15 protein-coding genes are annotated in these 21,735 nt (G+C 51.2%); 12 read left to right on the forward strand and 3 right to left on the reverse strand.

Features of this window, described 5'->3' with window-relative positions; all coding sequences use genetic code 11:
- Positions 1-668: 668 nt before the first annotated feature.
- The 7 genes from IEY24_RS06390 (at position 669) to IEY24_RS06420 (ending at position 9,919) form a co-directional block, all read left to right on the forward strand.
- Positions 669-1,982: a peroxiredoxin family protein gene (locus IEY24_RS06390; RefSeq protein ID WP_188929752.1), complete on the forward strand. Its 1,314-nt coding sequence runs from the start codon at positions 669-671 to the stop codon at positions 1,980-1,982.
- Positions 1,983-2,181: 199 nt separating this feature from the next.
- A complete protein-coding gene (locus IEY24_RS06395) occupies positions 2,182-2,637 on the forward strand; it encodes a protein-disulfide reductase DsbD domain-containing protein (RefSeq protein WP_188929755.1) in 456 nt (151 codons plus the stop codon).
- A 20-nt stretch (positions 2,638-2,657) separates the two neighbouring features.
- Entirely contained in the window at positions 2,658-3,611 is a 954-nt protein-coding gene (locus IEY24_RS06400; protein ID WP_188929757.1) for a cytochrome-c peroxidase, read from the forward strand.
- Between the two features lie 116 nt (positions 3,612-3,727).
- Entirely contained in the window at positions 3,728-4,342 is a 615-nt protein-coding gene (locus IEY24_RS06405) for a TetR/AcrR family transcriptional regulator (protein ID WP_188929759.1), read from the forward strand.
- Between the two features lie 50 nt (positions 4,343-4,392).
- Complete coding sequence (locus tag IEY24_RS06410; protein WP_229221516.1) at positions 4,393-5,760, forward strand: TolC family protein; 1,368 nt, start codon at positions 4,393-4,395, stop codon at positions 5,758-5,760.
- Positions 5,761-5,767: 7 nt separating this feature from the next.
- The gene (locus tag IEY24_RS06415) at positions 5,768-6,811 is read left to right on the forward strand and encodes an efflux RND transporter periplasmic adaptor subunit (RefSeq protein WP_188929760.1); all 1,044 of its coding nucleotides are present in this window, start codon (positions 5,768-5,770) and stop codon (positions 6,809-6,811) included.
- A gap of 21 nt (positions 6,812-6,832) precedes the next feature.
- Complete coding sequence (locus IEY24_RS06420; protein ID WP_188929762.1) at positions 6,833-9,919, forward strand: efflux RND transporter permease subunit; 3,087 nt, start codon at positions 6,833-6,835, stop codon at positions 9,917-9,919.
- A 78-nt stretch (positions 9,920-9,997) separates the two neighbouring features.
- On the opposite strand, the gene IEY24_RS06425 is transcribed toward IEY24_RS06420, so the two are convergent.
- The 3 genes from IEY24_RS06425 to IEY24_RS06435 form a co-directional block, all read right to left on the reverse strand.
- A complete protein-coding gene (locus IEY24_RS06425; RefSeq protein WP_188929779.1) occupies positions 9,998-10,357 on the reverse strand; it encodes a hypothetical protein in 360 nt (119 codons plus the stop codon).
- A gap of 173 nt (positions 10,358-10,530) precedes the next feature.
- Entirely contained in the window at positions 10,531-11,304 is a 774-nt protein-coding gene (locus IEY24_RS06430; protein WP_188929780.1) for a LytR/AlgR family response regulator transcription factor, read from the reverse strand.
- Between the two features lie 123 nt (positions 11,305-11,427).
- Positions 11,428-12,600, reverse strand: coding sequence for a sensor histidine kinase (locus IEY24_RS06435; protein ID WP_188929783.1), 1,173 nt, complete (start codon positions 12,598-12,600; stop codon positions 11,428-11,430).
- 646 nt (positions 12,601-13,246) lie between these two features.
- Here IEY24_RS06435 and IEY24_RS06440 point away from each other — a divergent pair.
- The 5 genes from IEY24_RS06440 (at position 13,247) to IEY24_RS06460 (ending at position 21,733) form a co-directional block, all read left to right on the forward strand.
- Positions 13,247-16,381, forward strand: a complete 3,135-nt coding sequence (locus IEY24_RS06440) for a SusC/RagA family TonB-linked outer membrane protein (protein ID WP_188929785.1) — start codon at positions 13,247-13,249, stop codon at positions 16,379-16,381.
- An 11-nt stretch (positions 16,382-16,392) separates the two neighbouring features.
- Entirely contained in the window at positions 16,393-17,934 is a 1,542-nt protein-coding gene (locus tag IEY24_RS06445; RefSeq protein ID WP_188929787.1) for a SusD/RagB family nutrient-binding outer membrane lipoprotein, read from the forward strand.
- A gap of 34 nt (positions 17,935-17,968) precedes the next feature.
- Complete coding sequence (locus IEY24_RS06450) at positions 17,969-19,321, forward strand: enolase C-terminal domain-like protein (RefSeq protein ID WP_188929789.1); 1,353 nt, start codon at positions 17,969-17,971, stop codon at positions 19,319-19,321.
- A complete protein-coding gene (locus IEY24_RS06455; RefSeq protein WP_188929791.1) occupies positions 19,318-20,355 on the forward strand; it encodes a LacI family DNA-binding transcriptional regulator in 1,038 nt (345 codons plus the stop codon). Before IEY24_RS06450 ends, IEY24_RS06455 begins: the two co-directional genes overlap by 4 nt.
- 136 nt (positions 20,356-20,491) lie before the next feature.
- Positions 20,492-21,733, forward strand: coding sequence for a mandelate racemase/muconate lactonizing enzyme family protein (locus tag IEY24_RS06460; protein ID WP_188929793.1), 1,242 nt, complete (start codon positions 20,492-20,494; stop codon positions 21,731-21,733).
- Positions 21,734-21,735: the final 2 nt, after the last annotated feature.

Raw genomic sequence — 21,735 nt, forward strand, 5'->3', positions numbered from 1 at the left:
TGTGAAAACCTGATCCGGCGATGGCGGAAATGGCCGGGTAACGGAGAGCCTGCAGTCCCGTCGGTAGCCATTCCGTACACCGTCGGATCAAGTATTATTATATTTAATCTAGGGATTTTATAGACTAAAAATAATTTAAAAAAAGCAGTTAGCTCCGCCAGATATCAGCCGGACAACAACGTTGGTGTGTACAAGCGCTTTTCAGCACGTAATGCATTGAATGAATTGATTTTGACATGATTTGTAAATTTATAGTTTCCGAAAAAGACGGCGGCTGGCTTCACCTATAAATCCACATTTACTTTGCAGGTAGTAATTGTAAGACGCCACAAAGGTAATGCGGTGGGATCGGGTTTATCAAAATTTTGAAAATACAAATCGGGCACATTGCCACCAGGGTGCGCGGGCCGCATTATATGTACGTGCGTAGGAGTTTGGTGGTATGAAAAACGAGTTTATTCTACTTAGTCTACGAAAATGATAGATAATTAAAATCCGCTGTTTTATATTTGCTGCATGATTAAACGGCCGGTCACAAACCACCACTGACCTGCCGACGATCCGGGCCAATCCTGCAAAATGCCTCGAATCGAAAAAGAGTACTTCCGGAGTAGCCGGCAAGGCTAGATGAGTTTCATTATTTCAAAAACCTAAAAATTTCCAGTTGTATGAAAATCAACAACCAGATGAAAGCCGTGGCATTGGCAGGAGCCACATTGTTGGGCAGTTCAGCATTTGCAAGCGACGGGCCGGGCGCCAAAGCGCCGAAGCAAGGCGTATGGCGGGGCGAGTTCGTGATCAGCGAAACACACATTCCATTCAATTTTGAATACAACGCCGAAGACAAAGAACATCCCATCCTAACCCTGCTGAATGGCTCGCGTCGCGACGATTTCAAGGTGACCAGGCATGGTGCCGACTCGATTTTCGTCAAAATGAACACGTATGATGCCGCATTGGTGGCCAAAGTGGAGACAGACGGCAAGATTACCGGCGAGTACCGCAGCCTTGTACCCGGTTTCCGCGGTAATGCACTCCCGTTCTCGGCAGAATATGGTAAGGATTACCGTTTCGTGGAGAGAGGTAAAGAGCAGCCTACCAGGCATAACCTTTCGGGCAAGTGGGATTTGCAGGTTTTCAGCAAAGCAAAGATGCCTGACAACGTGGCGCTGCTGAAACAGGAAGGCAACAAGCTGACGGGCGTGGTGATGTCGACCGTAGGAGACAGCCGCGAGCTGGAAGGCGTGGTGCAGGGAGATGAATTCGTGTTGTCGCACTTCTCCGGACCGAACCCCCGCGTATATAAGGGTAAGATCAACGAGGACGGCAGCATTACCGGCGTCATCAGCTCGGGTATTTATGATAATACCAAGTTCGAAGGCAGCAAAAACGACAAGGCGGAATTGCCCGACCCTTATAAACTGACCTATTTGAAAGAGGGCTACAAAAAACTCGATTTCACATTGCCCGACCTGGACGGCAAGCAGGTTTCGCTCAGCGACGACAAATACAAGGGCAAAGTGGTGGTGGTGGAGATCATCGGAACCTGGTGCCCGAACTGTACTGACCAAACGTCGTTCCTTGCGCCGTGGTACCGTGCCAATAAAGACCGCGGCGTAGAAGCGATCGCGATCGGTTTCGAACAGAAAGACGACCTCGAATATGCCAAATACACGCTCGGCACACTGAAAAAGAAATACGGAATTGAATATGACATCCTTTTCGGCGGTATCGCTGATAAAAAGGTCGCTTCCGACAAACTTCCTGCGCTCAACCGCATGATGGCTTTCCCGACCACGATCCTGATCGACCGTAAAGGCGAAGTCCGCCAGATCCACACCGGCTACACCGGCGAGGTTACCGGCAAGTACTTCGAGGATTATGTAGCGAAGTGGAACAAAGACCTCAACGAACTCATCGCAGAGCCAGCGCCTGCCGGTGTCAGCTCCGCTTCGGTTGGTACGACGAAAAGCTCGAAGTAAGATACGCCGGGCGTCGCTTTTCACAGCGATCCGACGTTGCCAACGGCACGAAAATGCGAAAAGACAATACTTGGACTTAAACTTAATCGTGAGTTCAACAAACTAGATACGTGGTGATTTGAGACAACTGCAAGGTGTCGCCGACAAGGTGTAATGTGCTTTGCAGTTGTTTAACATTTTATTTCAAAATGGTATTCCAATGATTTACAGAGTTTTAATATTTGTTCTGTGCTGTTCGGGAAGCGTTGTCGGCCAGAACCTTAAAGACATTTCGCACTGGAAGGTGAGCTTTTCGAAAAGCGATGCTAAGCCCGGCGAGCAGGTAGAAGTGGTATTTTCCGCGGATATCGATAAAAACTGGAAGCTCTATTCGTCCGATTTCAAGGGCGACATCGGCCCGCTTCCCACCGAATTTGCATTCAACCCCACCAAAGCCTACCAGCTTGTAGGTGAGATACGGGCTGTGAAGCCTCTCAAAGCGGTGGACCCGACCTGGGACAAGGCTTATACTTACTTCACAGACAAGGCCGAGTTCCGGCAGACCATCAAACTGGCGAAGGCCGGCGGCAAGGTTTCAGGAACGATCAAGGGGCTTTTGTGTTCCAATGTAGATGGCCTTTGCGTGCCATTCAAGGAGTCTTTTGAAGTGCATTGATTTTAAATCCGTAGTTTCAAATGGGTATTACAAAATGGCTGGCGGCTGTCCTTTGCGGCGGTTCGCTGGTATTCATATCGTTGCAATCCAACGAGGTATCGGTGGAGTTGACTACAAAGGAAGAACTAGGTGAAAAGCTGTTTTCGGACCCCATCCTCTCGCGCGGACGGGCGATCAGCTGCGCTTCGTGCCATATCCCGCAGTTTGCATTTGCGGACACGGCCGCGTTTAGTATCGGCGATAAGGGTACGCGGCTCACACGCAACTCTCCCGCATTGACCAACCTCACGGGTCGCACGGACTTCTTCTGGGATGGCCGCGCCGCCTCACTCGAAGAGCAGGTGCTCGGGCCGCTTTCCGCCCATGATGAAATGGATTTGCCGATCGACCAGGCTGTTGAGCGGCTCAAAAAGGACGACTTTTATAGCGCTGCATTTCAAAAGATCTTCCAATCAGAAGTCAGTAACAAAAACCTGGTGAGCGCGATTGCGGCCTTCGAACGCACGCTGGAAACTACGGATACGCCTTACGATCGCTATCTGGACGGAGACGAAAAAGCGATGTCCGAAGCGGCCGTGCGCGGCAGAATGCTGTTCATAGGCAAAGCCAATTGCGCAACCTGCCATTCCGGCGAGGATTTCACTGCCGACCGTTTCAAGAGTATCGGCTTGTTTAATGGTAAGGAATTAAATGACCCTGGCCGCTTCAAAATCACCAAAGACAGCGCTCATATCGGTCTTTTCAAAGTACCTGGCTTGCGAAATGTGGCCGTTACGGCGCCCTATATGCACAACGCATTGTTTAAATCGCTGCGTGAGGTGGTCCAGTATTATAACACGCCCGACAAGTTTGTAAACAACCCGATCAACCGCGACTTATCGCTGGGTAGCGGGTTGAACCTGGCTGAAAACGAGGTAGACGACATAGTGGCCTTCCTCGAAGCCCTTACCGACGACCGTTTCAGGCAAAAATAACTTCCCCACTTTCGGCTCCCGCTCATGGGTAGATTTCCGCCATTCCTACCTTATTTGCTAAACAATTTGCATTTACTAAACAGTGTTTATTATATTCACATCGTAATTACAAAAGCATGGCGATTAAGGAAAGAAAAGAGCGGGAGAAGCAGGAAATGAGAAACCTGATTATCGAATCGGCGACTCAGCTGTTTTTGAAGCAAGGTTACGATAAGACGTCCATTCGTAGCATTGCCGATGATATTGAATATAGTCCGGCTACTATCTATCTGTATTTCAAGGATAAAGATGAAATTTTCTTTGTAATTCATGAAAATGCTTTTGAGATACTTGAAAAACATCTGCGGAAAAACGATGTGATTGCTGATCCGTTCGAAAGGCTGGGGGCCTTGGGTAAAACGTACATTGAATTCGGTTTGGAGAACCCGGATTACTATGATCTGATGTTCATCATGCGCGCGCCGATGGAGCAGATCAAGAATGAGGAAAAATGGAAATCCGGTGAATGTGCATTTGGATACTTGCTGACGACGCTTTCTGCTTGTCTGGAAGAAAACAAGATCAGGCAAGGCGATTTGTACGTGACGGCGATCCAGGTGTGGTCGTTTGTGCACGGATTGGTTTCACTCTACGTCAGAGAAAGGATGTGTATTCTGATGATGCCCGACGATGCTACGCGGGAAATACTGTATAGTTCATTCGATTTATTTTTAGCCAATCTGAAAAAGTAAAAAATTTTGCCATCTACTAAACACTGTTCATAAACTAAACATTACTTAAAATGATTCGATTATTGAAACCCATGCCGCGGCATTGGCAGTATCTTCTTGTGCCTTTACTGAGCCTGTTCGCACCCGCTCAGGCGCAGGATGTGCGCTTGCAAGGCTATATAGATCAGGGTTTGCGCAATAACCAGGGCCTAAAACAGCAGCGCTTTATCCTCGAAAGGAACCTGTTCGCGCTCAAAGAAGCTAGGACATTCTTCTATCCCGAGGTGAATTTCAGCACTTCTTACCTGGACTCACGCGGTGGTCGGAAAATCAGCATTCCGATCGGCGACCTGCTGAACCCGGTTTACAACTCACTGAACGAACTGACCAATTCATCGGCATTCCCGAAGGTGGACAATGTGAGCCAGACCTTCAACCCACGGAATTATTACGATGCCAAGTTCCGGACATCGCTGCCGATTTACAATGCGGAAATTGCCTATAATACCAAGATCCGGAAGGAGCAGATCCATTTGCAGCAGGCGGAGGTCGACGTTTACAGGCGAGAGTTAGTGAAGGAGATCAAGCTCGGGTATTATGCCTGCCAGCAGTCCGACGAGGCGATCCGCATTCTGGAAAGCGCGGTTTCGCTGGCCCGTGAGAACTTGCGTTTCAACCAGGCATTGGTGAAAAACGATAAGGCGATCCGCACGGTGGTGAGCCGCTCAGAGAACGAGCTGATCGGGCTGGAAGCGCGGCTCGTGGATGCACGGAACCAGTCGGTGAATGCGAAGGCTTACTTTAATTTCCTGTTGAATAACCCGTTGGAAACGGCCCTGGAAATCGGTGCGCCGAATGAATCGGAGGTGTTGACAGACACGGCCGCCGAGGGTAGGAGAGAGGAGTTGGCCAAGCTGGAATCGCTCTCGAAGATCAATGCATTGTCGGGCCAGCTGGCGCGGGCAGGTGCATTGCCGAAACTGTCGACATTCATCGACCTCGGTTCGCAGGGTGATTTTGTGAATTTCAACCGGGATACCCGCTATTACCTCTTCGGCGTGACGCTCGACTGGCGCGTTTTTGCCAACAACCGCACGCAATATAAGGTTAAGCAAGCCGAAATGGAGCAGAAAGCAACGGGTGAGCAGATCAGCCAGGTAGAACAGCAGCTTCAACTACAAAACAAAACAGCGGCCAATACTTTTCAATCGGCGGTGCTTACTTACCGGGCTACCAAAAGCCAGACCGCACTATCGCAGCAATATTACCAGGACCAGCAGAAGCTCTACCGCGAAGGCCAGTTGCTGTACATCGAGTTGCTCGACGCGCAGAACCGCCTGATCAGCGACCAGCTTCAACAAAGTATTTCCTATTTGAATGTCCAAACCCGCGCCGCAGAGCTGGAACGGGCCCGGGCGAGCTACTTATTCTCAAACTAAAAATGATATGAAAGCTACAACACATCCCATCATATACGCTTATGTGCTCGCGGCCGCGCTCCTGACTGCCGCATGCAAGGAAGAAAAGAAGCCGGAACAGACCGACGACACGATTCCCGTAAAAATCATCAGTTCCGCTGCATTGAACCAGGCTCAGGCTGTGGAGACATCCGGCTTGCTAGGCTCTGAGAACGAAGCCCGTTTGTCGTTTAAGATTGGCGGCATTATTAAGGATATTCTGGTCAAGGAAGGTGATAAGGTGCGAAAAGGCCAGCTTCTGGCAACGCTTAATACCACGGAAATAGCCGCGCAGATGGGCCAGGCGGAAGAGAATCTCCTGAAGGCCCAACGCGATGCGCGCCGGGTACAGAACCTCTACCGCGACAGCGTGGCGACCAAAGAACAGTTGGAAAACACACAAACCGCATTGGTACTCGCTGAAAAGCAAGTGGATATCGTTCAATTCAATTTGTCCCAAACTAAAATCTTCTCGACTGCTGATGGCGTGGTCGTTCAAAAACTGCAGAATGCCGGTGAGCAGGTACAAGGCGGCACGGCCATCTTGCACATCAGCAGCACCAGCAGCAGCGACTGGGTCGTGAAATGCGGCCTTACCGACAAGGACTGGGCGCGGCTGAAAGGCGGTGAGAAGGCAGAAATCAATTTCGACGCTTATCCGCAGACATTTACCGGTAATGTGAAAACGCTGGCGCAAGTGAGCGACCCGGTTTCGGGACTGTACCAGGCCGAAATCACACTCGATAAACCGGTTACCAAGCTCGCCAGCGGCCTTTTTGCCAAAGTGCAGATTTATCCAAAAGAAAAGACCAGCATGGTTTCCATTCCCGTCGACGCATTGATCGAAGGCGAGAACGACAGCGCATTTGTATTCGTGGCGGAGGGTAATCATGCGCAGAAGAAATCCGTGAAGATCGCATTCCTCGAAGGCGACAAGGCATTTATCCTCGCGGGTATCGGCGCAGGTGCGCGGGTGATCCGCGAAGGCTCGGCTTACCTGGCCGAAGGATCGGTGATTAAAGTAGTTCAGTAACCTGTTTCAACCGCAAAGACCATGAAATTACCTGAATTTGCAGTCAAGAATTACCAGTTTACGCTGGTGGTATTCCTGGGTGTGCTGGCGCTGGGGCTGTACTCGCTCTTCACCATGCCCCGAAGCGAGGACCCCGACATTCACCCGCCGCAATTTACCGTCGTGGTGGTGTACCCGGGTGCCAACCCGAAAGATATGGAGCAACTCGTGGTGGATCCGATGGAAAAGAAAATCAACGAGCTCGACGATATGAAGCACATTATCACCGACATCCGCGACGGGCTCGCGGTAATGCAGGTGATTTACAAATACAGCTCCAATCCGGACGATAAATACCAGGAAATAGTGCGCGAGATCAACGCATTGCGCTCGCAGCTCCCGGCCGACATTGCCGACATCCGTATCAACAAACAGATACCATCCGACGTAAGCATTTACCAATATGCCCTTATCAGTGAGAATGCGAGTTATGCGCAGTTGAAGAAGTATTCGAAGGAATTCAAAGAGCAGCTGGAAAAGGTTAAAACGCTGAAAAAGGTAGAGTATTCGGGCATTCCCGAGCCGCAGGTGAAAGTGAGCCTCAATTTGCAGAAGATCGCGCAGCAGAAACTCACCCAGGACCAGATCGTGGGCGCATTGCAGAGCGAGGGCGTGAATATCCCGGGGGGGAGCATTAGTATGGCTACCAAAAAGCTGAATATCAAAACCAGCGGCAGCTACCGCACGCTCGACGAAGTGGCCAACACGGTGGTTTCCCGCTCGAATGGGAAAATTGTGTACCTGAAAGATGTTGCCGACGTGAAGATGGGCTACGAGGACGAGACGCATATTACCCGGCTGAACGGCTTTCGGTGCAGCTTTGTGAATGTGAGCCAGAAGGAAGGCGAGAACATTATCTCCGTGCGCGATCAGGTTGAACCGGTGGTAGCGGAGTTTCAGAAAACATTGCCTTCGAATATCGAGATGATCAAGGTCTTCGATCAGGCCAGTAGCGTTGATACCCGCTTGTCGCACTTCGCCCGCGACTTTGGCATTGCCATATTGCTGGTACTGCTCACATTGCTGCCGTTGGGCACACGGGCCTCGCTGGTGGTGATGATCTCGATCCCGCTTTCGCTGGCGATCGGCCTGACGATCATGAACTTGCTGGGGTATAATATCAACCAGCTCAGCATTGTGGGGATGATCGTCGCGCTGGGTATCCTGGTCGACGACAGCATTGTGGTCGTCGAGAACATCGAAAGGTATTTGCGCATGGGCTACGGCAAGGTACAGGCGGCCATTCAGGCGTCGTCGCAGATTGGCCTCGCCGTGGTGGGTTGTACGATCTTGCTGATCTTCGCATTCCTTCCGCTTGTGTTCCTACCCGAAGGGGCGGGTGACTTTATCCGCAGCCTACCGATGTCGGTGATCACGACGGTGTTCGCTTCGATGCTCGTATCGCTTACCGTGGTGCCGTTCCTGTCGAGCGTAATCCTGAAACCGCATGCTTCGGAAGACGGCAACTGGTTGTTGAGAGGTATGAAAAAGGGCATTCATAAAACCTATGGAAGCGTGCTCGACCGTGCATTGCATTGGCCTAAAACCACATTGCTGATTGCCGGTTTGATATTTGTCGGTTCGCTGGCATTGGTACCGCTCATTGGCAACAGCCTTTTTCCTAAATCGGAGAAACCGATGTTCCTGGTCGATATTGAAACGCCCCAGGGTACCAATCTTAAAAAGACGAACGAAGTAGCGCGTTATGTGGAGGGCATCCTCAAACAAGAGCCACTTATTACATCCTTCTCGACCAATGTAGGCAAGGGTAACCCGCGGGTTTATTATAATGTAGTTCAAAGAAACGAGAGCGAGAACTTTGCGGAGATTTTCGTGCAGGTGGAAGGCCTTGAAACCGAAGAGAAGGTAGCGGTGATCGAAAAGCTGCGCAAAAAGCTGGAACGCTATCCCGGGGCGGAAATTAAGGTAAAAGACTTTGAACAGGGGCCGTTGATCGAAGCGCCGCTGGCTTACCGGATTTATGGTGAAAACCTGGAAGACTTGCGCAAGACCGCATTCCGCGTCGCCGATTTGCTCACCAAAACCGAAGGGACCATTTACGTCAACAACCCGTTGCTTGTGCAACCGACCGACTTACGCATCAACATCAATAAACAGAAAGCCGGAACGCTTGGCATTTCCTCGGCTGACATCGATCGTACGGTGCGGCTGGGGGCTGCCGGGCTGAACGTGGCCACTTTCCGCGAGGATGTGGGCAAGGCTGATAGTTACAATATCAATGTATCGGTGCCGCGTAATGCTGCCATTCAGGATTATAGTGTATTTGATAAATTGTATGTCACAGCTGCATCGGGCGCGAGCATTCCCTTGAAAAACATCGCTACCATCGAAATGGAAAGCTCGCCGAACCAGATCCGCCATTACGATAAGGACCGCTACGTGACCGTTTCGGCATTTGCGAAGCCGGGCTATAATGTCCAGAAAATGAACGACGAGATTACCGTGAAGCTCAACCAGTTCAAATTTGAGAAAGGCCAGCATTTTAAGGTAGCCGGAGAAAAGGAGAGCCAGGAGGAAAGTTTCGGCGGACTCGGATTGATCATACTCATCACCGTTTTCGGGTTCCTGGGTGTATTGATATTGGAATTCAAAACCTTCAAAAGCATACTGATCGTACTCTCGGTGATCCCGCTGGGCATCGTGGGCGGCCTCGCAATGCTTTTCCTGACGGGCGAAACGCTTTCTTTTACAGCCACTATCGGTTTCATCGCATTGGTTGGGATTGAAGTGAAAAACTCGCTGCTGGTGGTCGATTTTACCAACCAGCTCCGCGAGCAGGGCAAGGGCATCGAGGAAGCGATCATCGAAGCTGGCGAAATCCGTTTCGTACCGATATTGCTCACTTCCATGACCGCGATCGGCGGCTTACTGCCACTCGTGATCGAATATAGCGCATTGTATTCGCCGCTGGCTCTGGTGCTCATCGGTGGGCTGATCAGTTCAACATTGCTTTCGCGCCTGGTAACGCCGGTAATGTACAAGCTGTTGCCGCCGAAAGTAGAGCAGCAGAAAGCAGTGGAAGAAGCGGAGTTGGAAGCAGCCTATTGATAATCGGCAGGTTTGAATGTAAAAGGAAAAAGGGTTGCCGGTAAGAATGCCGGCAACCCTTTTTTACGAATCATTTCCTTACAGATTCACCACAACGCGTTTGCCGCCGTTTTGTTTGGTAACCTTATTGAGCGCTTGCCCGATTCCTTTGGTGAAACCCTCGCCGATTTCAGCATAAGCAAGGTCGGTATTTTCCACGATCAGCTTGTGGGCCAATTCATCGTAGCTCCACTTCATACCGGCCATTTTGGTATCTGTTGCGGGAGTTTCCGCAAGTTTGGCGACGGCATTGGGTTTGCCGGTCTGGCCGGCGCCCAGTTTCCAGAGAATAAGGGCGGCCACGACGGCCGCGATGAAAATGGTTTGCAGCTGTCCCTTGGGATTGTGGAGCAGCGCGGATACCGCTGAGGTTACGATGGTGGTAGATTTAAAGAGCATGGCTAATGGGAGTTAAGTACAATAGATGTTTGGTATGAATTGTCCGCATGGGCGGAAGCTATACCGTCTGACAAATTTGTCGCCTTAATCGTTGAAATCTGTACAAAAAATGTCTGATCTGGCTCTTTTATTATTTAAAGCGTGCATTTCAAATCGTGAACCGTATTGGCAGGTTAGCCCATTCTGGTGATGAAGGCCTTGATATTGTCGCGATAGCCTCGTGTCCATTTCACTTTTTCGCCGGTGGATAAATGAATGATATACTCCCCGTTGAAATAGGTTTCAAGTTCGGAGATGAAATTCATGTTCACGATGTTCGAACGGCCTACACGGATCATCACCGACGGGTCGAGGCGGTTTTCGAGGCTGCCGAGGCTTTCGTACACGGTGTAAACTTTCTTTTGTGAAGTATAAACCGATATATAGTTGCCATCCGCCGAAAAATGTGTGATATCGTCGGTTTTGATCAGGTACATTTTCCCGGCTTCCTTTACCAGCAGCCGCTGCAAATAATGCTCTTCCTTTTCTTTCTGATCACGGAACAGACTGTTCACCAACTCCTCTATCCGCGGCTGCGATTTCTGGCTGAGCCGCTCTTTAAGCCGGCCAAGCGACTGATGGAAACGGATCTCATCAAAGGGTTTCAGCAGATAGTCGATCGCATTGACCTCGAATGCGCGCAACGCATATTGATCGAAGGCGGTGGTGAAGACGACGAACGGCTGGTGGTGCGGCCATACTTCGCGCAACACCTCGAAACCGTCGAGCTCGGGCATCTGGATATCCAGGAAAATGACGTCGGGCCGGTGCTGCAATATTTTAACCACCGCCTCGGAGCCATTGGCAGCCTCATCGGTGATTTCAATAGCATGGTCATGCTGTACAAATGTCCTGATAACGTCCCTGGCCAGCACTTCATCGTCGATGATCAGGCAGCGGTATTTCATAATTTTTCAGGTTTTTGGGGTGGGGTGAGGGCCGACGGCTGACCATAGGCCATGATGATGATAGTCGCGGCTAGTACCTAATGTGGTTAATTCAATCGAAAATCCATTGTCTATGGTCCGCCGTCAACCATCGTCCATAGCCGGCTGGCGGCCGTCGATGGTCGGCCGTCGGCGGTCAAAATACATCGTCACCGAAGTGCCGCCGTCGGCGGGGTGTTCAAATTCCAATCGGCCGTCGGCGCCGTAGGCTTGTTGCAGCCTCAGCAATGTGTTTTGCAGGCCGAGGCCCATTCCTTTGGATGGTTTCCGTGGTGTGGCGCCAATGCCGTTGTCGTACACCGTCACATGCATGCCCGTAGCACTCACGTTGCTGGTGATGCGGATCAGGGCGTTGGTGGTGATATCGGAAATGCCGTGGGTAATGGAGTTTTCGACGATCGGTTGAAGGATCAGCTGGGGCACCGGGTAGAGTTCAGAAGCCGGATCGATATGATATTCGACTGTCAGGCGGTCCTGGAAGCGGATCTGCTGAATGTCGAGGTATTGGCGGGTCAGTTTGAGCTCCTCCTGCAAAGGGATGAAATCGGCCGACTGGTTCACGAGCACTGCCCGCAGCAGGTCGCTCAATGTTGTAATCATCAATGTGGCTTTCCGAATGTCGTTTTTCACCATCAGGCTGATCACGCTATGCAGGGTATTGAAGAGAAAATGCGGATTGAGCTGCATTTTGAGCGATTGCAGCTGAGCGTTAGCCAACTGTCCGCGGAGCTGTTCATTATGCAGTTCGGTTTCGAAATTCTGTTGTTTGAGCTGCTGGTAACGGTAAATGTAAGATACTTTGTTGAAACCGACTACCAGCAGCAAATACTGACCAAAACTCGCAGTGTAGGCTATAAAGAACGAAAACAGATAGTTTTCCAGCGGCACGTATTTCCCCACCGCGCGGTACATCAGCGGGTTGGTAACGTAATAATGCAGGACATTAATAAAGATGTTCAGGAACGTTACTATGAACAGGTGGACGAGGAGCGGTTTGAGAATAGAAGAACTCTCCCGCACCTTGAACGCGATGGGCACTTTGATGGACGCGTACAAAATGAGCGGGGTGGTGGACCACCAGAACAGCCCGTCGAGCAGCCAGACAAACATCTCGTGGGGCCGCATGACCACTCCCTCCCTTAAAAGCCACAGCACCATAAGCTGACCGAATGTTATTACCGCGAAAATGCTCCAATAGCAGAAGGAGTACCACCAGAACTGCCCGACCGAAAGCGGCAGCCTGGAATGATCCAACATACGTTTTAAAAATGTCATGACAGGATGGATGATCTGAAACCATAAGGATGGTTTCGGGACAAATCTAATGTTTCGACGGCGGGGAAGTAACCTGCATTTACGCAAAGCGAGGGAATCATTATTTGGAATCCCTTTTCAGCCATGCAATGCGTTTAAGACCACTGTAAATGATTATGTGTTTATTTTTAGAAAAAATGTAAAAATAATTGCCTTTAAATTTTGTTGTTTAATCGATTAAATCTACATTTGGTCACAACAATTCCCAATTTCATATTCCACTTGCCAACCCGATACTTTCATGGCAAGCTCTTTGAATTCCCGATACCATCACAGAAACCTGACTAAGACATTGCTATCCGAGATTTTGGTGCGAAAAACGGCTTAATCGTTTAAACAAAAAATAGATATCAATACATAGCCTGTTGCCGGCGCGACGAATGCATAGGTCACTACCGACCGCGTACGGTTGGTAGTGAAACAGCTTCTTTTTGATTGCGTATATATAATACCGTTCGGTGAAAATCGCCGGGTGCAGCTTTGTCTATTGTCTTTCCTATTCCTGGCCCTCGTGTCCGTAAGCGATTGCGGTTTTCGTGTATGTTTTGCATAACCCTATTCACCCTGAATTTTGACCCAATTAGATGTGATGAAGAAATGTTTTACGATCATCGCGCTGCTGGTTACGCTATGCGGCGGCGTGGTTTTTGCCCAGGGCATCCGCATCACCGGTATCGTTACCGGCGACAACAAGGAAGCGTTGCCGGGCGTCAATATCCTGATCAGCGGCTCTTCGCAAGGTACCGTTAGCAACTCGGAAGGTAAGTATACCCTGGAAGCGCCAGCCAATGCGACCCTCGTTTTCTCTTTTATAGGTTATGTAAGTCAGACCATCGCAGTGGGTGCGCGCTCGTCCATAGACGTGCAGCTGACGCAGGAATCGAGGAATCTCGACGAGTTTGTTGTAACAGCGCTGGGGATCAAACGCGAGGCTAAAACGCTCGGCTATGCCACGGCGACGGTCAATGCGGATCAGATTTCTACCAACCGTACACCCAACGTTATCAGCTCGTTACAGGGTAAAATGGCGGGCGTGAATATCTCTTCATTATCTACCGGGCCGGGTGGAACAGCGAAAATCCGCATCCGCGGGCAGTCGTCGTTCAGCGGGCAGAACAACCCGCTCATCGTAGTGAACGGGGTACCGATAGATAATTCCAATTTCGCCGGCGGAGGCGATTATGGTCAGCGTGCAGCGAACAATTCCGATGGCGGCGATGGTTTGTCGAGTATTAATCCGGACGATATCGAGTCGATGACCGTGCTCAAAGGCGCCACTGCCGCAGCGCTTTACGGCTCGCGCGCCAAAGACGGCGTGGTGATGATCACGACTAAAACCCGGGGGGCCGGCAAGGGCATCGGGCTGGATTATAATATCAACTTCACTACCGATACACCGCTCGATTTTACTGATTTTCAATATGAATATGGCCAGGGCGAAGGCGGCAAGCGGCCTACGAGTGCCAACCCGACCTCGGGCGTGTGGAGCTTTGGGGAAAAGTTCGAGCCCGGTATGACGCAAACCCTTTTTGACAATGAAACATGGCCTTACGAGCCTGTACGCGGGCGTGTGAAGCAGTTTTACCGCACCGGCACGAACATGACCAACACCATAACCGTTTCCAACAACGGCCCCAACGGAGGTTTCAGTCTGTCGCTGGCCAATAGCGACAACCGGGGTATTGTCGAAAACAACAAGTTCAACCGAAAGGTGGTGAACCTGGGTTTTACACAGAATATTTCCAAACGGCTTACCGCTTTTGGTAATATCAATTATTCCAAAGAAAAGAACACGAATCCGCCCCAGATCGACGCCCAGGACTTCGCTACTTCGACGGTGATCTTTACGCTTGCCAACTCGATGCCTTTTGACGCCCTGAAACAAAACCAGACGCATCCGAACGGCGACGAGTTCGTCTTTTCAAGGTTTCTGGTGAGAAATAACCCGTATTACTCGCTCAGCCACCATTTCGAGAACATTTCCCGCGATCGCCTTTTTGGCAATGTGGCATTAAAATACCAGTTTACAGACTGGCTCTACCTGCAACTTCGCGCAGCGCAGGACTTTTACGTCCGTAACCAGGATTACAATATTCCAAACGGCTACGCACCGATCGCCAAAGCACCGGTTGGGTATGTAAACGGCTCATTCACACAAGATGTGCGCCGCAATACCGAGCGCAACCTCGACTTTATCCTGGGGGGCAACCGCAACTTCGGCAATATAGGCCTGGACGTAACGCTGGGCGGTAACCAGCGCTACGCGCGGATGGATTACAATAGCGTCACCGTCCAGGATTTCATCCAGCCCAACCTTTACACGGTCATGAACGGTCGCGTGAAAAACCCGTTGTATGCGCTTTCGGAGAAGAAGATTAATTCGCTTTACGGGGCGGCCACCATTTCCTGGAAGGAGTTCATTTACTTGAACGTAACGGCCCGTAACGATTGGTTCTCAACGTTGGCACCCCAAAACCGTAGCATACTTTACCCGTCGATAACGGGTAGTTTCATCTTCTCGCAAGCCTTCCCGAACCTGCCGGCGTGGATCACCTTCGGCAAGTTGCGCGCGGCGTACGCGCAGGTCGGCTCCGACAATGTGAACCCCTATTCGAATGCATTGTATTACGCGGTGGACAACAACTCGTTCCCGAACCCGTCGGGCCAGCTGGTGCCGGTGGGCGGTATCAATGCGTCCATTGTTCCAAATAAAAACCTGCGCCCGTTGCGCATTAAGGAAGCGGAAGCAGGCCTTGAAATGAAGTTGTTCAACAATCTGCTTGGGTTTGATTTAACATACTACCACAAAACGACTGACGATCAGATTCTTGCGGCGCAGATTTCCGATGCTTCTTCTTACACCGCTCAGCTGATCAATGTCGGCCGGAGCATGAATAAGGGTATCGAGCTTTTGCTGACCGGTTCGCCCGTGAAGACCAAAGATTTTACCTGGGATGTCAGTTTCAATGTGTCCTATAACACCTCCAAAGTTTTAAAACTAGGCCTGGCAGAGAAAGATACGGTAATTACGGTCGGCGGCGGGGGAGGCCGGACGCTCAATATGGTGGTAGGCAAGCCGTTGGGTCAGCTTTACACGTTCACCTACCTGCGCGACGCACAAGGTCGACAGGTGTTCGATAAAAATAGTGGTATGCCATTGAGAAACAATACCTTAATGAATGTCGGCAACGCATTGCCCCGCTACTTTGGCGGTATCACCAATACATTTACCTACAAAGGAATTATGCTCTCGGCGCTGGTGGATTTCAAACTAGGCCACAAAATGATCGCCGGGCGGAATATCAACTACATGCGGCATGGCTTGTCGAAACGGACCTTACCCGGCCGGGCCGAGGGGTTTGTGATCGGAAATGGGGTGAACGCGGATGGCGAGGTAAACCAGACGAAAGCGGCGGTGCAGCCATTTTACGAGTCGATTAACCCTCTGGGAATCAATGAGGATTTTGTTCAGAATGCCGGTTTCTGGAAGCTGCGCCAGCTCACGCTGGGGTACGACCTGGGCAAACTGCTGCCTGAGAAGTCGTTCGTGAAAGGGTTGCGCCTGAGCGCAGTGGCGAACAACCTGCTTGTGATCAAGAAGTGGACGGAGAATATGGACCCGGAAGAGGTGCTCAACTCGTCGGATAACGCCACCGGCCTTGATTTCTGGCCCGGTCTGCCGCCGACCCGCAGCATTGGTTTCAATCTCAATGTTAAATTCTAAACGTCGATCCCATGAAAGCTACATTCAAATATATCCTATTGCTTTTCCTGCCGCTCACGTTCATTACCGCCTGCGATGAGGGCTTCGACGAGATTAACACCAACAAAGTAGATCCGACCTCGCTGGCACCTTCGCTGATCCTGAACAAAGCGATTATCGCAACCACTTACCTCGACGGCGTGTCGACGCTGGGCATGCTTTGCTACAACTTTGGCATTGTGCAGCAGGTGATTACGCCTTATGGAAGTTCTTTGTCGGGCGGCAACTACAACCAGCTTAACAACGCTAATTCGCCGCTCGTCTGGGTTAATTTTTACCGGAATGTGATCAAGCAACTCGTGGCAGTTACCGAGCAGACCAAGGCTGATCCGTTGAGTGCGAATATCTACCACACGGCGCGCATCTGGAAAGCCTACGCATTTATGATCCTGACCGATACTTATGGTGATGTTCCGTATTTTGACGCAGGAAAGGGCTATATCAGCGAGGAGATCCGCCCGAAATACGATGCGCAGGAAGCGATTTATAAGGATATTCTCAAAGAATTGGAAGAGGCTTCCGGCGCGCTCGACGCTTCGCAGCCTGCGGTTACGACCGACATTTTGTACGGGGGCAATGTGGCGCGCTGGAAAAAACTCGGCTACTCGCTTATGCTGCGTGCCGGAATGCGTCTCAGCAAAGTCGACCCGACGACGGCCAAAGCGTACGTGGCCAAAGCCGTTGCGGGAGGTTTGTTCGAAAGTAATGCGGATAACTCGATCATCCGTCACACCTCACTTTACAACAACTTCATTGCCAATCACCTTGCAGCGCGTGAAAAGACTAACTTTTACCTTGCAGCGCCGTTTGTAAACTACCTCAAAGAAAATAACGATCCCCGCCTGCCTGTGTTTGCGGTCCGGTATGTGGGCGCCAAAGGCGGGCCCGAGCAGACCGGCGCACGCGCCTCATCTGACCCGAAGGTGCAGATCGGTATGCCAATGGGCTATAATGACGTGACGATCAACAATGTACTTGCCGAAAATGGGGTGGTTAGCCTCTGGGATTTTACGCAGATTAACCTCGCGACGGTTTTGAAGCTCGACGCCCCGGAATTTCACATTACCTACTCGCAGGTGCAGCTCCTGCTCGCGGAAGCGGCTGTGCGTGGCTGGGTGACAGGCGAGGCAGCGGATTATTATACCAAAGGAATCAGAGGCAATCTCGAACAAATGTCACTCTACGACCCCAGCGCTACGATTAAGGAGGAAGCAATTCTTGCGTACCTGAAAGCGCACCCGCTCGAAACGGCCAAAGCTTTGGAGCAGATCAATACCCAATACTGGGTAGCGACCTTCCTGGACGGCAACGAATCCTGGGCCAATTTCCGCCGAAGCGGCTTTCCCGCATTGAAAAAGAACCCGTACCCTGGCTCGGAGATCAAGGAGGACTTTATCCGCCGCATGCCTTACCCCGACAGCGAGATCGTCGTGAACTTGCAGAATGTGAACGACGCCAACACGCGCCAGGGGCCTAATGACCTGAATACGAGGGTTTGGTGGGATAAAAAGTAAGATCAGCAATTCTCAAACCTTTAATCTGAAACAAATGAAAGAGAACGAAGTGAGTCGTCGTGATACGATGAAAGCATTGGGACTGGGCGGTTCCGCGGGGATTCTGGGGCTGTTCGGGGGTATTTCCAAGACCCATGCCGACGAAGCGGAAACGCCACAGTACGCCAAGGCGATGAAACCTTTGACGATCAAAAGCGTTCGCGCGATAGCCACGGCGCCGCAGGGCTCCAACCTGATTGTCGTGAAGGTCGAAACCTCTGAACCGGGGCTTTACGGGCTGGGGTGCGCCACCTTCACCCAGCGGGCCGAGGTGGTGCTGGTGGCGATCAATACCTATCTCAACGAATTTTGTGCGGGCAGGGATGTCGACAACATCGAGGATATGTGGCATGCCGCCTATGTGAGCTCTTATTGGCGCAATGGTCCGGTGCTCAACAATGCCCTAAGCGGGCTCGACCAGGCACTTTGGGATATCAAAGGCAAACGTGCGGGAATGCCGCTCTACCAGCTGCTGGGCGGGAAAGTCCGCTTCGCGGTGCCGTGTTATACGCATGCGAACGGGCGCACACCCGAGGAAACGGTGGAAAGTGTCAAAAAGATCCAGGAGCAGGGTTACCGCTATATCCGCATTCAGCAGGGCGGTTATGGCGCGGTGGGCAGCACTACCAAGAAGCCCGATTTTAAAGAAGCGGGCTTCGGCGGGGCTACCGACAACTATATGGACGAGAATGCCTACCTCAAAGCCATTCCCATTCTCTTTGAAACCGTGCGCAAGCAATGCGGCGAGGAGGTGGAACTGCTGCACGACATCCACGAGCGCGTGCAGCCGATGAATGCGATCAATATGATCAAAAAGCTGGAAGAATACAGGCCGTTTTTCATCGAGGACCCGTTTTCTCCCGAGAATATGAAGTGGTTCAAGCTATTGCGCCAGAGTACCACCGTGCCGCTGGCAATGGGCGAGCTTTTTAATAATATCAATGAATTCCTCGAACCGATGGCTAATCAATGGTTCGACTACATCCGCATTCACGTCTCGCAGATCGGCGGCGTTACGCCCGCCATGAAAGTGGCGCGGCTGGGGGAATGGTTCAATGTTAAAACGGCCTGGCACGGGCCAGGCGACGTATCGCCTGTGGGACACTCGGCACACGCGCACATCGACCTGGCTGTCTGGAACTTCGGTATCCAGGAGGCGGTGCAGTTCAATGACAAGACATTGGAGGTTTTCTCGGGTTGCCCTACTATGAAGAACGGCTACATGTCGGTGAACGAGGTGCCTGGCATTGGGGTGGATATTAACGAAAAGGCGGCTGCCAAATTCCCGATCAGCACAAAATCCAACTGGCAAGTAAGAAAATTCGACGGTACGCTTATACGTCCATGAAAAAAACATCGCTCAAAGATATTGCACAGCAAGCGGGCGTTTCCACGGCCCTGGTTTCCTATGTTCTCAATGGAAAAGAGAAGGAAACCAGGGTGGGGGAGGCCATTGCACATAAAATCAGGGAGATAGCCAAGGAATTAAACTATCAGCCCAATCATCTGGCCAAGAGCCTCAGAAGCGGTAAAACCTACACCATAGGGCTCATCATCGCAGATATTTCCAACCCGTTCTTCGCCAACATCGCCCGTGTGGTGGAAGATGAGGCCAAAAAGAATGGCTATACGGTCATTATCGGAAGCTGCGACGAACACGCCGAAAAGTCGTGGGATTTGCTCAATGTGCTGATCAACCGCCAGGTCGACGGCTTCATTATCGTTTCCTGCGAGGGCTCCGAAAGTCAGGTGCATTATCTTAAAGAGCGTAACATCCCATTCGTTTTGCTGGACCGCCATTTCCCGGAAATCCAAACCGATTTTGTGGCTACCAACAACTACAAGGCCTCCTACGACGCCGGCATCCACCTCATTCAAAGCGGTTATTCGCGGATTGGGATCATGGCTTACAAATCGAATATGTACCACATGGAGGAAAGGGTGCGCGGCTACAAGCACGCATTGCGCGACAATCACATCGAATTTCGTGATTCATGGCTGAAAGAGGTGCATTTCGAATCGATGGACAGTGAGGTAAAGACTGCGATCGACGAAATACTGGCCTCCGAGCAGCGCGTGGATGCCATGATTTTCGCGACTTATGGATTGGCTATCAATGCATTGAAATATATCAATGAGCTGCGTCTTAAAGTGCCGTCGGACTTGGCGATCGTCAGCTTCGGCCAGGCGGAGGTGTTCGACCTGTATTATTGTCCGATCACCTACGTGCGGCAGCCGCTCGAAATGCTGGGTAAAACCTCCGTCGAATTCCTCCTAGAGAAACTGAAAACCCCCGACGAGGGCATGAAACAGATTTTGATGGAAGCCAAACTGATCGCCCGAGAGTCGTCGAAGCCCAAACCGGCAGCGCTTAGCGGTTAATCCCCGGCGTCAATCCGTCGCGGATATTTTTTTCACAAAAAGCTTAAACGTTTAATTAACAGGTGGTTGCAAAGCGATGGTCAGCCCGACCACACCAGACTATTCCCTGACAACTCTTGATAAAATCGAAACACAAATGCAAAGAAGAAATTTCATAAAAACTGCCTTCCTCGGCTCCGCGGCCGTCGCCACGGGCTTTCCGCTGATCAACGCCGAGGCAGCGTCGAAAATGAAGATTACCAAGATCCGCTACTATGCCGCGCCCGGGTATAGCAAACCGCTTTTCAACCAGGCAAGGGGCATTGTCGAAATCGAAACCGACGGAGGTATTATCGGCATTGGCGAGGGTGGATCGAAGGACATGATCGAGCAATGCGCACAAATGATGATCGGTGAAGATCCATTTCGCATCGAGCACATTTGGCAGAATGTGTACCGGGGGATGTTCTACCCGCCGGGCCGCGAGAAATTGCACGCGTTGGGCGCGTTGGAAATGGCGCTTTGGGACATTAAAGGCAAAGCATTGAATGTGCCTGTGTACGAGCTGCTAGGCGGCGCCACGCGTGACTATGTTGAATGCTATGCGACCGGTTTCCGCGCTTCCAAAGCCAAAACGGAGGAAGAGCGGGCGAGGGATTGCATCGAAGCAGGCTTGCGGTCGTACCGCATAGGGCCTACCGGCGGTAATGGAGACCAGCCTTTTGACTTTTACGAAAATGTCAAAAAGACGATCGACTTCTGCAAGCGGATCGATGAGGCTGTGGGAGGCGGCGGTAAGTGGGCTATCGACCTCCATACCCGTTTCGATATGACCGACGGCTTGAAGATCTGCACGGCACTGGAATCGCTGGAACCGTACTTCGTGGAGGACATTATCCGCTCGGAGAATCCTTCGGTGTATAAAACCGTGCGGTCGATGACGAAGGTGCCTATTGCCGTGGGCGAGCAGTTCGGGGACCGTTGGGATTGCAACGAATTCATCGAAAACCGCTGGATCGATTATACCCGTTTTACGCTGCCCAACACCGGCGGCATCGGCGAGTTTAAAAAGCTGGCTTCCATGTGCGAAACGCATTACGTGGGCATGATACCGCACTTCACGGGCCCGCTGGCGACGGCCACGTTGGTGCATGTATTGGGTTCGAGCAGTCCTGCGCGTGCGCTGATGGAGCTGGGCGGGGGCGAACCGGAGCGGCCGCCTTACTTCAACGAGGATTTTATCAATTTCAAAAATGGTAAGCTGTATCTGAACGACGCGCCCGGACTGGGGGTAAAATTTGATCCTAAAAAGGCGACTTTCATCATGGAAGTCAAAGAAAAAACCAAATTCCCGCATCCGATCCTGAAAAGCCCGGACGGCGCTATCCATAACTGGTAATG

Source organism: Dyadobacter endophyticus (genome assembly GCF_014641595.1).
Lineage (GTDB): Bacteria > Bacteroidota > Bacteroidia > Cytophagales > Spirosomataceae > Dyadobacter > Dyadobacter endophyticus.

Bases quoted from the DNA above. Each gene is read 5' to 3' on its own strand.
- IEY24_RS06400 (WP_188929757.1), top strand. From the start codon at position 2,658: ATGGGTATTACAAAATGGCTGGCGGCTGTCCTTTGCGGCGGTTCGCTG.
- IEY24_RS06395 (WP_188929755.1), top strand. From the start codon at position 2,182: ATGATTTACAGAGTTTTAATATTTGTTCTGTGCTGTTCGGGAAGCGTT.
- IEY24_RS06440 (WP_188929785.1), top strand. From the start codon at position 13,247: ATGAAGAAATGTTTTACGATCATCGCGCTGCTGGTTACGCTATGCGGC.
- IEY24_RS06415 (WP_188929760.1), top strand. From the start codon at position 5,768: ATGAAAGCTACAACACATCCCATCATATACGCTTATGTGCTCGCGGCC.
- IEY24_RS06420 (WP_188929762.1), top strand. From the start codon at position 6,833: ATGAAATTACCTGAATTTGCAGTCAAGAATTACCAGTTTACGCTGGTG.
- IEY24_RS06425 (WP_188929779.1), bottom strand. From the start codon at position 10,357: ATGCTCTTTAAATCTACCACCATCGTAACCTCAGCGGTATCCGCGCTG.
- IEY24_RS06410 (WP_229221516.1), top strand. From the start codon at position 4,393: ATGATTCGATTATTGAAACCCATGCCGCGGCATTGGCAGTATCTTCTT.
- IEY24_RS06405 (WP_188929759.1), top strand. From the start codon at position 3,728: ATGGCGATTAAGGAAAGAAAAGAGCGGGAGAAGCAGGAAATGAGAAAC.
- IEY24_RS06460 (WP_188929793.1), top strand. From the start codon at position 20,492: ATGCAAAGAAGAAATTTCATAAAAACTGCCTTCCTCGGCTCCGCGGCC.
- IEY24_RS06450 (WP_188929789.1), top strand. From the start codon at position 17,969: ATGAAAGAGAACGAAGTGAGTCGTCGTGATACGATGAAAGCATTGGGA.
- IEY24_RS06430 (WP_188929780.1), bottom strand. From the start codon at position 11,304: ATGAAATACCGCTGCCTGATCATCGACGATGAAGTGCTGGCCAGGGAC.
- IEY24_RS06435 (WP_188929783.1), bottom strand. From the start codon at position 12,600: ATGTTGGATCATTCCAGGCTGCCGCTTTCGGTCGGGCAGTTCTGGTGG.
- IEY24_RS06445 (WP_188929787.1), top strand. From the start codon at position 16,393: ATGAAAGCTACATTCAAATATATCCTATTGCTTTTCCTGCCGCTCACG.
- IEY24_RS06390 (WP_188929752.1), top strand. From the start codon at position 669: ATGAAAATCAACAACCAGATGAAAGCCGTGGCATTGGCAGGAGCCACA.
- IEY24_RS06455 (WP_188929791.1), top strand. From the start codon at position 19,318: ATGAAAAAAACATCGCTCAAAGATATTGCACAGCAAGCGGGCGTTTCC.